The sequence below is a fragment of the Peterkaempfera griseoplana genome (assembly GCF_001418575.1).
Taxonomy (GTDB): Bacteria; Actinomycetota; Actinomycetes; order Streptomycetales; family Streptomycetaceae; genus Peterkaempfera; species Peterkaempfera griseoplana.
In genome coordinates, this window is sequence record NZ_LIQR01000025.1 from 1 (window position 1) to 11010 (window position 11010).

General features: G+C 72.8%; 10 protein-coding genes. 2 read left to right on the forward strand and 8 right to left on the reverse strand.

From position 1 onward, the window contains the following. Window positions 1-355: esterase/lipase family protein (locus AOK09_RS41220; RefSeq protein WP_217698363.1), on the forward strand; the 355-nt coding region annotated here is incomplete at both ends. Window positions 356-798: 443 nt separating this feature from the next. Continuing rightward, window positions 799-1629 carry a DNA-formamidopyrimidine glycosylase family protein gene (locus tag AOK09_RS01950; RefSeq protein WP_055585328.1) on the forward strand — a complete coding sequence of 277 codons (831 nt, stop codon included), beginning with the start codon at window positions 799-801 and terminating at the stop codon, window positions 1627-1629. Between the two features lie 387 nt (window positions 1630-2016). Here the strand turns inward: AOK09_RS01950 and AOK09_RS01955 are convergent, their stop codons facing one another. The 8 genes from AOK09_RS01955 to AOK09_RS01990 all read right to left on the reverse strand — a co-directional run bounded on the left by AOK09_RS01955 (window position 2017) and on the right by AOK09_RS01990 (window position 11010). Further along, window positions 2017-2490, reverse strand: coding sequence for a Dps family protein (locus AOK09_RS01955; protein WP_055585329.1), 474 nt, complete (start codon window positions 2488-2490; stop codon window positions 2017-2019). Window positions 2491-2653: 163 nt separating this feature from the next. Beyond that, window positions 2654-3013 (reverse strand): helix-turn-helix domain-containing protein, encoded by a 360-nt coding sequence (locus AOK09_RS01960; RefSeq protein WP_055585330.1) that lies wholly within the window; start codon window positions 3011-3013, stop codon window positions 2654-2656. Window positions 3014-3265: 252 nt separating this feature from the next. Further along, a complete protein-coding gene (locus tag AOK09_RS01965) occupies window positions 3266-3793 on the reverse strand; it encodes a CinA family protein (RefSeq protein ID WP_055585331.1) in 528 nt (175 codons plus the stop codon). Window positions 3794-3801: 8 nt separating this feature from the next. After that, window positions 3802-4410 (reverse strand): CDP-diacylglycerol--glycerol-3-phosphate 3-phosphatidyltransferase, encoded by a 609-nt coding sequence (pgsA, locus tag AOK09_RS01970; protein ID WP_055585352.1) that lies wholly within the window; start codon window positions 4408-4410, stop codon window positions 3802-3804. Between the two features lie 170 nt (window positions 4411-4580). Further along, on the reverse strand, window positions 4581-6053 hold the full coding sequence (gene rimO, locus AOK09_RS01975; protein WP_055585332.1) for a 30S ribosomal protein S12 methylthiotransferase RimO: 1473 nt from the start codon (window positions 6051-6053) through the stop codon (window positions 4581-4583). Window positions 6054-6125: 72 nt separating this feature from the next. Further along, the gene (locus AOK09_RS01980) at window positions 6126-7058 is read right to left on the reverse strand and encodes a helix-turn-helix domain-containing protein (protein ID WP_055585333.1); all 933 of its coding nucleotides are present in this window, start codon (window positions 7056-7058) and stop codon (window positions 6126-6128) included. A gap of 192 nt (window positions 7059-7250) precedes the next feature. After that, window positions 7251-9905, reverse strand: a complete 2655-nt coding sequence (locus AOK09_RS01985) for a DNA translocase FtsK (protein ID WP_055585334.1) — start codon at window positions 9903-9905, stop codon at window positions 7251-7253. A gap of 415 nt (window positions 9906-10320) precedes the next feature. Further along, window positions 10321-11010 carry a response regulator gene (locus AOK09_RS01990; protein WP_055585335.1) on the reverse strand — a complete coding sequence of 230 codons (690 nt, stop codon included), beginning with the start codon at window positions 11008-11010 and terminating at the stop codon, window positions 10321-10323.

Here is an 11010-nt window from a genome sequence, read left to right on the forward strand (position 1 = left end):
CACCCAGCCCCCGCCCGGCGCCAACGACTGGGGCTGCCGCCCGTCCAGCGCCCACCCGGACCCGGTGGTGCTGGTCCACGGCACCTTCGGCAACATGAACAGCAACTGGCGCGGCGCCGCACCGCTGCTGGCCAACAACGGCTACTGCGTCTTCGCCCTCACCTACGGAGGCTCCTCGCCCGACTCGGTGATCCAGGGTGTCGGGCCGCTGACCGACGGCGCGGACGCGCTCTCCGCGTTCGTCGACCACGTACTGACCGCCACCGGCGCAGCCAAGGTCGACCTGGTGGCCCACTCGCAGGGCGGCGCCGTCGCCCGCTACTACACCAAGTTCCTCGGCGGGGCGGGCAAGGTGNNCGCCGAGCGGCCACGGCACCACCCTGGACGGCCTCACCGAGATCGGCACCCTGCTGCACCTGCTGAAGCCGGTGGACGACCTGCTGAACACCACCTTCCCGGCCCTGGTCGACCAACAGGTCGGCTCGCCCTTCGTCACCAGGCTCAACCAGGGCGGCGACACCGTGCCGGGCATCAGCTACACCACCGTGGTCACCAGCTACGACGAGGTGGTCACCCCCTATCGGACGGCCTATCTCAGCGGCCCCGACGTCACCAACATCACCGTGCAGGACCAGTGCGGGGTGGACTTCACCGACCACCTCGAGATCGCCTACGACCCGGTGGCCCTGACCGACGTGCTCAACGCCCTGGACCCGGCGCACCCCCGCAGCGTCCCCTGCGAGGTGGTGCTGCCGCTCACCGGCCCGGCCGCCCCGGGCACGCGGCATCATGGACTGCGTGCCCGAAGGCGACTCTGTTTTCCTGGCCGCCACCCGGCTCCGCGAGGCGCTCGCGGGCCGGGTGCTGACCCTGACCGACCTGCGCGTCCCCAGGCTGGCCACGGTGGACCTCAGCGGACGGCGGGTCGTCGACGTCGTCCCGCGGGGCAAGCACCTGCTGACCCGGATCGAGGGCGGCTGGACCCTGCACACCCATCTGCGGATGGACGGCCGCTGGCAGGTCCACCCCGTCGGTCAGCCCTGGAACGGCGGCCCCGACTGGCAGATCAGAGCCGTCCTGGCCACCGAGGCCGGCGCCGCCGTCGGCTATCGGCTGCCGGTGGTGGAGCTGCTGCGCACCGACGCCGAGGACCAGGCCGTCGGCCATCTGGGACCGGATCTGCTGGGCCCCGACTGGGACCCGGCCGAGGCGCTGCGCCGTCTGCTGGCCGATCCCGGCCGCCCGGTCGGGGAGGCGCTGCTGGACCAGCGCGTCATGGCCGGGGTCGGCAATGTCTACCGCTGCGAGCTGTGCTTTCTGCGGGGGGTGACCCCCTGGACCCCGGTCGGCGAGCTGACCCGGCCGGAGCGGCTGGTCGATCTGGCGCAGCGGGCGCTGAACGCCAACAAGCTGCGCCACGGGCACATCACCACCGGCGACACCCGGCCGGGGCGGCAGCACTGGGTGTACGGCCGGGCCGGGCGGCCCTGTCTGCGCTGCGGCACCCAGGTCTGTGTCGCCGAACGCAGCGACGCCTCCCAGGAGCGGGTCGGCTACTGGTGCCCGTCCTGCCAGCGCGGACCGTCCCCACCGGCCCGCAGGCGCCCTGCCGGGTCCTCGCGTCGCTGAACCGCTCCGCCGGGCGCCCCGGCCCCGCCCGCGCGGCCGTGACGTCCCGGGGAGGACCGCCGGCCAGGGCCGCGGTGCGGGCCGGTACGCCGGCGAGTGCAGTGCACGGGCAGCAGACTGATCCCCCAGCCGCCGGCCAGGGCCCCCAGCAGCAGCTGATGGCCTCCGGGGAGGCCCGGGCCGGCCAGCAGTGCCCACCAGCACAGGGCCGAGAGGGCGGCCGCCAGCGCCCAGCGGGCCGGGCTGCGCTGCGGCAGCACCGGGCCTCCCCGGAGCGGACGGCGAACGGCCGAGGTGATCGGCCTCGGTAGGCCCCGTAGCAGGGCGCCGGGGCGGATCCGGATCACGGACGGAGCACCGCGGGGCGCCGGTGGCGGAGCGGCCGGCTCACCCCTGGTTCTCGGCCTGGAACATCCAGGCCTCCTTCTCCAGCTCGGCGGCGATGCCGATGAAGAGGTCCTGGGTGACCGGATCGGGCTGCTCGGTGGCGGCGATGCGCTCGCGCATCCGGCCGATCACCACCGCGAAGGCCTCCACCAGCGAGTCGATGACATCGGAGTCGCGCACCCAGCCCGCGGGGAAGTCCGGCAGTCCGCTGGTCTTGGCCACGGTGCCCGCCCGTCCGTCGGGGCTCACCCCGATCGCCGCCGCCCGCTCCGCGACGGTGTCGGAGTAGGTCCGGGCGGTGGCGACGACCTCGTCGAGCTGCAGATGGACGGAGCGGAAACGGGGACCGATCAGATTCCAGTGCGCCTGCTTCGCCACCAGTGAGAGGTCGAGCAGATCCACCAGGGCGCTCTGCAGGGCGTTTCCGGTGACTTCGCGGTCACTGTCGGAGAGCGGGCTCTTGACGACGGTCATCTCTGGGTAGCTCCTCCCGCCCCGGGCGGCCACGGGCCGCCCCGGGCAACCGGGGACTCGTTCACACCGGCGGGGGGCTTCCCCCAGCACGGCACGGAGCTTCTGCCCACCATCCCGCGGAGCATTCGGGCCGGTCTGCGGCGGCCCTGAAGGAGGAGCGCCGTCAGGCGGCGACCACGTCGACGGCCGACTGAGCGGTCTTCTGGGTGATGGAACTCATCCGGTCGGCGGCGGGGCCGGGGACCGGTACGGGCTCCAGCACCGGACGCACGGGCTCGGCGGCGGCCAGCTCGGCGAGCGACAGCTCGTCGCTGACCTCCCGCATGACCTCCGACATCCGCACGTCGAGCGCGTCGCAGATCGCGGAGAGCAGCTCGGAGGAGGCCTCCTTCTGCCCGCGCTCGACCTCGGAGAGATACCCGAGCGACACCCGTGCTGCGGCGGACACCTCACGGAGGGTACGGCCCTGACGCTGGCGCTGCCGACGCAGCACGTCACCCAGCAGGCGACGGAGCAGGATCATCGGTGGCTCCCTCCTCGGACCGCGGATCGAGACGTCACGTCCCCACCGTACCGCCTTGCCCGCTTCACGTGCGGGGACCAAGGTCGTGTTCACTCTCGGCTGTACGCATGGTCCCTCCCCTGTGGTTCCCGGTATGGGCGGGCGGTCGCCCGCGCCATGCACTTCGCTCGACGCTCTGTCACTCGGCGCCGTACCGCCCGGCACTGCGCCTCTCTCTCGCTACCTGGCTTCTTCCCGGTGACACCACCGGAACTAACGTCCGGAGGCGGCGTCCCCCGGCGGTGACAGCTGCTGCCGGAGCAGTTCCAGCGCGGCCGTCACCGTCCTGCGTCGGATTGTGACACGCCCACCCGACAACAGGGGCGAAGAGACGGTACTTCCCTGCGGGCCCGCCACCGCGATGTGTACCGTGCCCACCGGCTTGCCGTCCTGTGGTTCAGGACCGGCCACTCCGGTGGTGGCGACCCCGTAGGAGGCGCCCATCAGCCGCCGCACGCCCTCCGCCATCTGCAGCGCCACCTGCGGATGGACAGCGCCCTCGGCGGCCAGCAGTCCGGTGTCCACCCCCAGCACCGACGCCTTGAGGTCGGTGGCATAGGCGGTCACCGAGCCCCGGAAGGTGCCGGAGGCCCCCGGGGCGGCCACCAGCTCGGCGGCGAGCAGGCCTCCGGTGAGGGACTCCGCCACCGCGACAGTGTCTCCTGCCGCACTCAAGGCGGAGTGGAGCTGCTGGGCGAGGGCGGAACCCTCCCCGTCCCCGTGGGCGTCTGCGGTGCTCATGGGCTGGATCATGCCCCGGCGCGGGCCCTGGCAAGCCCCGCACGCCGCAGCTGCACCGCCTGCCGTACATAGTCCGCCCCGGTGCCGACGGTGAGCAGCACCGCCACCCCCATCAGCACCGCCCGTGCGGTCGCCAGCCAGCCGGTGAGTTCCAGGACGTACATGCCGACCGCGATGCCCTGGGTGAGCGTCTTCAGCTTGCCGCCGCGGCTGGCCGGGATCACGCCGTGCCGGATCACCCAGAAGCGCATCAGGGTGATGCCCAGTTCGCGGACCAGGATCACCACGGTCACCCACCACGGCAGGTCACCGAGGGCGGAGAGGCCGATCAGTGCCGCTCCCATGATCGCCTTGTCCGCGATCGGGTCGGCGATCTTGCCGAAGTCCGTCACCAGCCCCATGCGGCGGGCCAGCTCGCCGTCGAAGAGGTCGGTGATCATCGCGATGGCGAAGGACGCCCAGGCCACCGAACGCCACTTGGGGTCATGACCGCCGGCCGCGAAGAGCAGTGCCACGAAGACCGGCACCAGCAGCAGCCGCAGCATGGTGAGCATATTGGCGATGTTCCAGATGCCCGGGGGCGCCGCAGCCTGCCCCACGGGCCCGCCCGGGGACACCGCGACAGGCTCCGCACCCCCGCCCGGCCGCGGTGGCGCATGGGCCGGAGCGTGCTGCCCGGCCACGGCCTCGGCCTCCGCCACGGCCTCCGCCGCCGCGTCGGCCGCGGCGGCGCCCGCGGCTGACTCCTCCAGCCGGGCGCCTCTGCCGCCGGCCTCCGCTGCGTCGGTCACGCGCCCTCCCCCTGACAGCCGTCTCCCGAGGTGGCGGCGACCGGCTCGGCGACCAGGTCGACACCCTCGGCGGCGACGACCCTGGCCCGGACGAACTGCCCCGGCCTGGCGTCCTGCGCGCCGAGCAGCGTGGTCAGCCCGTCGGTCTCCGGCGCCTGGTGGGCGGCGCGACCCTCGACCACGCCGTCCTCCACCGACTCCACCAGCACCTCGATCTCGCTGCCGATCCGCTCCTCGGCACGCTGGGCGGTCATCTCCTCGGCCAGCCGGGTCAGCCGCGCCAGCCGTTCGGCGACCTCGTCCTCGGGCAGCTTGCCGTCGTAGCCGGCCGCCTCGGTGCCGTCCTCGTCGGAGTAGCCGAAGACGCCGACGGCGTCCAGGCGGGCGTGGGTGATGAAACGCTCCAGCTCGGCCAGGTCCGCCTCGGTCTCACCCGGGAAGCCGACGATGAAGTTGGACCGCGCGCCCGCCTCCGGTGCCTTGCCGCGGATGCCCTCCAGCAGCTCCAGGAAGCGGTCCGTGTCACCGAACCGGCGCATCCGCCGCAGCACGTTGGGCGCGGAGTGCTGGAAGGAGAGGTCGAAGTAGGGCACCACGCCCGGTGTGCCGGTCATCACATCGATCAGGCCGGGACGCATCTCCGCGGGCTGCAGATAGCTCACCCGCACCCGCTCGATGCCGTCCACCGCCGCCAGCTCCGGCAGCAGGGTCTCCAGCAGCCTGATGTCGCCCAGGTCCTTGCCGTACGAGGTGTTGTTCTCGCTCACCAGCATCACCTCGCGGACGCCCTGCTCGGCCAGCCAGCGGGTCTCGGAGAGCACATCGGCGGGGCGGCGGGAGAGGAAGGAGCCGCGGAAGGCGGGGATGGCGCAGAAGGAGCACCGCCGGTCGCAGCCGGAGGCCAGCTTCACCGAGGCCACCGGGGAGTCGTCCAGCCGCCTGCGCAGGGTGCGCGGGCCGGAGGCGGGGGCGAGGCCCTCGGGGAGGTCCTCGGGGGCTCCGTGGCCGGGGACGGCCACCTCGGCCGCGGCCGACTGGCGCTCGACCGGGGTCAGCGGCAGCAGCTTGCGGCGGTCGCGGGGGGCGTGCGAGACATGGTGGCCGCCCGCGAGGATGGTCTGCAGGCGGTCGGTGATGTCGGCGTAGTCGTCGAAGCCGAGGACGGCGTCGGCCTCGGGCAGCGCCTCGGCGAGCTCCTTGCCGTAGCGCTCGGCCATGCAGCCGACCGCCACCACGGCCTGGGTGCGCCCGTGGCCCTTGAGGTCGTTGGCCTCCAGCAGGGCGTCCACGGAGTCCTTCTTGGCGGCTTCGACGAAGCCACAGGTGTTGACCACGGCGACGTCGGCGTCGGCGGCGTCCTGGACGAGCTGCCAGCCGTCGGCCTCCAGTCGCCCGGCGAGTTCCTCGGAATCGACCTCGTTGCGGGCGCATCCGAGCGTGACAAGGGCGACAGTGCGGCGTTCTGGCATGCCGCAAGATTAACGCGCGGCCACCGGAGGTGTGTCTCCGGTGGCCGCGCGGCGGTCGTGGGCGGGGGCGCCTCAGGCGGCCTCGGGGTCGCCGGGGGTGTAGGTGAGCCGGACGACCTGGCCGTTCTGACCGGCCGGGCCGAGGTCCTTGCCGTTGACGTACAGGTGGACGGCGCCCGCGTTCCCCAGCACCAGCTTGATCTTCTTGGGGTCCGTGAAGGTCTGGTTCTCGCCGGACTGCAGGTTCTTCTGGAAGAGCGTGTTGCCCTGGCTGTCGATGGCGGAGACCCAGCTGTCCCCGTCCTGGGCGACCAGCTTGACCGTGACCTTGTCGGCAGGGGCGGCCGCGATCGGGGACTCCGAGTGCGGGGTGGGGTTCGGGGTCGGCCGCACCGTGGCCGGCGCCGTCGCCCGGTGGCTGGGCAGCGGGGTGGAGGCGACCCGGTTGTCCGGGGTGTGGTTCCGGCCACTCACCAGGTTGAAGCCGATCAGCGCCACCACGGCGACGATCGCGGCCACCATCGCCGCCGTCCAGTTGGGCCGCCGCCGCTCGGCGCGCAGCCTGCTGCCCGCCTCGAAGATCTCCACCGGCCGGGCCGCGGCGGGGGAGCCGCCGTGCTCGGCGTCGTACCGGGCGACCAGCGCGTCGCCGTCGACACCGACCGCCTTGGCGATCGCCCTGATGTGGCCCCGGGCGTAGAAGTCGCCGCCGCAGCGGTCGTAGTCGTCGTCCTCGATGGCGTGCACTATGGGCACCCGGACCCGGGTGGCGGTGCTGACCTGGTCGACCGTCAGTGCGGCATCGATCCGGGCCGCGGCCAGGATGCGGCCGATCGTGGGGAGCGGCTGCGCTGCGGGCACGACGTCGGCAGGCGGCTGGAAGGCGGCGGGCACGGGCGGTCTGCGCCGCCCGAGCGCTGAGGCCCCGGACATGGTCGGGGCCGATCCGGGCGAGGCCGGGTCGGACCGGCGGTTGTCGCCGAGCGGGGACTTGCCGATGGTCACTGGGGCGCCTTTCGAGCGTTGGCCACCTGCTGGAAGATCAGTCTAGAGGGGGTGGGAAAGCCTTTATCAACCCGGGCGGGACCGAATGCGCAGAGCCTCAGGAGCAGGCCGCCCGGCAGGTCGTCCCAACCGGTTGACGCAACAGCCCGCCCTGCGGTTCCCCGTCCCCCGAACGAGTTCCGGGGCCCTCGGTCACCCCCGGAGTTCGAGCAGAACCGCATCCAGTTCGTCCGGTTTGATGAGTACGTCGCGGGCCTTGGACCCCTCGCTCGGGCCCACGATCCCGCGCGACTCCATCAGGTCCATCAGCCTTCCCGCCTTGGCGAATCCCACACGCAGTTTGCGCTGCAGCATCGAAGTCGACCCGAACTGGGTGGAGACCACCAGCTCGGCGGCCTGGCACAGCAGGTCCAGGTCGTCGCCGATCTCCTCGTCGATCTCCTTCTTCTGCCCGGAGCCCACCGTGACGTCGTCGCGGTAAGCGGGCGTCAACTGGTCCTTGCAGTGCTGCACCACGGCCGCGATCTCGGCCTCGGTGACGAAGGCGCCCTGCATCCGGATGGGCTTGCCGGCGCCCATCGGCAGGAAGAGGGCATCGCCCTTGCCGATCAGCTTCTCGGCGCCGGGCTGGTCCAGGATGACCCGGGAGTCGGCCAGCGAGGAGGTGGCGAAGGCCAGCCGGGAGGGCACATTGGCCTTGATCAGACCGGTCACCACATCCACCGAGGGACGCTGGGTGGCCAGCACCAGGTGGATGCCGGCCGCCCGGGCCAGCTGGGTGATCCGGACGACCGAGTCCTCCACGTCCCGGGGGGCGATCATCATCAGGTCGGCCAGCTCGTCCACGATCACCAGCAGATACGGATAGGGCGCCAGCTCCCGCTCGCTGCCCGGCGGCGGCTGCACCTTCCCCGCACGCACCGCGGCGTTGAAGTCGTCGACATGGCGGAAGCCGTAGGCGGCCAGGTCGTCGTAGCGCAGGTCCATCTCGCGGACCACCCACTGCAGCGCCTCGGCGGCCTTCTTGGGGTTGGTGATGATCGGGGTGATCAGATGTGGGATGCCCTCGTAGGCGGTGAGCTCCACCCGCTTGGGGTCGACCAGCACCATCCGCACCTCGTCGGGGGTGGCACGGGCGAGCACCGAGGTGATCAGACAGTTGATGCAGGAGGACTTGCCCGCCCCGGTCGCGCCCGCGACCAGGATGTGGGGCATCTTTGCCAGATTGGCCATCACCGTGTGGCCCTCGACGTCCTTGCCCATGCCGACCAGCATCGGGTGGTCGTCCTCCGCCGCGGCACGGGACCTCAGCAGGTCGCCGAGGTTGACCATCTCCCGGTCGCGGTTGGGGATCTCGATGCCCACCGCGGACTTGCCCGGGATGGGGCTGATGATCCTGACGTCGGGACTGGCGACCGCATAGGCGATGTTCTTGGCCAGCGCGGTGATCCGCTCCACCTTGACGGCCTGGCCGAGTTCCACCTCGTAGCGGGTGACCGTCGGTCCACGGGTGAAGCCGGTGACCGCGGCGTCCACCTTGAACTCGGAGAAGACACCGGTGAGCTGGGCCACCACATCGTCGTTGACCTTGCTGCGGGCCTTGGCCGGGCCGCCGCGCTCCAGCAGGTCCAGGGACGGCAGCGCATAGGTGATGTCCCCGGAGAGCTGCAGCTGCTCCATCCGCACCGGGGACGGGCCGTGCTCGGGGGCCTCGCCCTCCTCCCCGGCGCCGCTGCGGGCGGCGGGCACCACGGGTTCCTCGGGCGGTGCGGTGCGGTCCACCACCTTGGGCACCATGCCCGCCAGGGTGGACGACCCCGGCACTCCGAACTCCACGGCGCCCTGCAGGTCGGCCGCCACCCCCCGGGCCAGGTCCCGGGTGGCGAAGGGGGCGTCGTCCGCCGGCTCGGGCAGCGGCTCCTGCGGCTTGCGGCGGGTGCGGCGGCGCTTGGCGGGCGGCAGCTCTCCCGGGCCGTCCACCGTGTAGGGCAGTGCGGCGGGGTCGGCGTCCTCCGGCGGCTCGGTGGAGTGTTCCCGCTCGGGCCCACCCGGCAGGCCGGCGGCGGCGACGGGGGGCCGCTCCACCACACCGAGCCGCCGGCCGAGCAGCATCAGCCGCTCGGGGATCTTGTTGACCGGGGTGGCGGTCACCACCAGCAGGCCGAAGAAGGCGAGCAGCAGCAGCAGCGGCACCGCGAGCGCCGGTCCCGCCGCCGCCATCATCGGGCGGGAGGCGGCCCAGCCGATGATGCCCCCGGCCTGCCGGATCCTGGTCGCACCGGTCTGCATACCGGGCGCCCCGCAGCCGATGTGCACCAGGCCGAGCACGCCCACCGTGAGCGCGCCGAGACCGATGACGATCCGTCCGTTGGCCTCCGGACGCTCCGGGTGACGCAGCAGACGCCAGGCGATCGCGGCCAGCGGCACCGCCACCAGGACGTCCAGGCGGCCGAAGGCACCGCTGACCACGGCGGTGGTGGCGACCCCCAGCCAGCCCTGCGGGGAGAACCAGGTGCCCGCCGCGGTCACCAGGGAGAGGCCCAGCAGCAGCAGGCCCACGCCGTCCCTGCGGTGTGCGGGGTCGAGGCCCTTGGCGCCGTCCCCGAAACCGCGGAACAGGGCGCCCACCGCGTGCGCCAGCCCCAGCCAGCAGATCCGTACCAGGCGGAACAGCACGGGCCGGGGAGGAGGAGGCGGCGGCGGGGCCGCCTTCCTGGCCGGGGCCTTCGCGGCGGCCTTCTTCGCCGCGGGCTTGGCCGCCGCCTTGCCCGACGCTCCGGAGGCACTCTTCTTCTGCGGCCCCGACGCTGGGGGGCGCGGGGCGCTTCCGGACGTACGAGTGGCCATGGTGGAGAGAGTACCGGGGGCGTCACCTGGGGAACATGCGTCGCCTCCCGGTCCGGACGGCGTGTCGCCCGGACGACATGTCACCCGAATGGCCGTCACCCGTTCGGAGGAGAGGCCGGACCGGGTGACCAGGTCCGCGCGGGACGACGCCCGCCGCGCCGGTCGAGGGGGGGGTGGACGGCGCGCCCTGCCTGCCGCCGTCAGAAGACGGAACGGGAGGGGCCGCACCGACGAGGTCCGAGAGCGGGCACTCACCCCTGACGGAGCGCTGCCGCGCCCGGGAGCACCCAGCCGGGCACCGGCCCGCCACGGCGGCACCGGGGCAGCAGTGTGGCGGCGGGAGCAGGGCGGCCGGGGGAGGCGCTGCGTCCGCCGGAGACACCCGCGCCACCGGCGCGGGCCGGCTGAGAGGTGGTCAGTCGGACATCGGGAAGGCCACCGGACCTGCGGACCCGGGCTCCAGGGCGTCCAGCGCACGCCGCAGGCCGGCGAGCTTGCGCTCCAGGTGCGCCGCGGTGGCGGCGGCTGCGGCGTCCGAGGAGTCGTCCAGCTGCTTGGTGAGCGCCTCCGCCTGCTCCTCCACCGCGGCCAGCCGCGCGGAGAGCTCGGCCAGCAGGCCGCCGTTGACCGGCTCCTTGTGGACCGCATCGCCCTCGGCCGACGGGCGGCCGGACTCCAGCTGCAGACGCAGCAGCGCCGCCTGCTCCTTGAGCTGGCAGTTCTTCATGTAGAGCTCGACGAAAACCGAGACCTTGGCCCGCAGCACCCAGGGGTCGAAGGGCTTGGAGATGTAGTCGACCGCCCCGGCCGCGTAACCGCGGAAGGTGTGGTGCGGGCCGTGGTTGATCGCGGTGAGGAAGATGATCGGGATGTCCCGGGTGCGCTCCCGCCGCTTGATGTGGGCGGCGGTCTCGAAACCGTCCATGCCGGGCATCTGGACGTCCAGCAGGATGACCGCGAAGTCGTCGGTCAGCAGCGCCTTGAGCGCCTCCTCCCCGGACGATGCCCGCACCAGGGTCTGGTCGAGCGCCGAGAGGATGGCCTCCAGCGCCAGCAGATTCTCCGGCCGGTCATCGACCAGGAGGATCTTGGCCTTCTGCACCAT

Bases quoted from the DNA above. Each gene is read 5' to 3' on its own strand.
- AOK09_RS01960 (WP_055585330.1), bottom strand. From the start codon at position 3,013: ATGATCCTGCTCCGTCGCCTGCTGGGTGACGTGCTGCGTCGGCAGCGC.
- AOK09_RS01965 (WP_055585331.1), bottom strand. From the start codon at position 3,793: ATGAGCACCGCAGACGCCCACGGGGACGGGGAGGGTTCCGCCCTCGCC.
- AOK09_RS01955 (WP_055585329.1), bottom strand. From the start codon at position 2,490: ATGACCGTCGTCAAGAGCCCGCTCTCCGACAGTGACCGCGAAGTCACC.
- AOK09_RS01990 (WP_055585335.1), bottom strand. From the start codon at position 11,010: ATGGTGCAGAAGGCCAAGATCCTCCTGGTCGATGACCGGCCGGAGAAT.
- AOK09_RS01985 (WP_055585334.1), bottom strand. From the start codon at position 9,905: ATGGCCACTCGTACGTCCGGAAGCGCCCCGCGCCCCCCAGCGTCGGGG.
- rimO (WP_055585332.1), bottom strand. From the start codon at position 6,053: ATGCCAGAACGCCGCACTGTCGCCCTTGTCACGCTCGGATGCGCCCGC.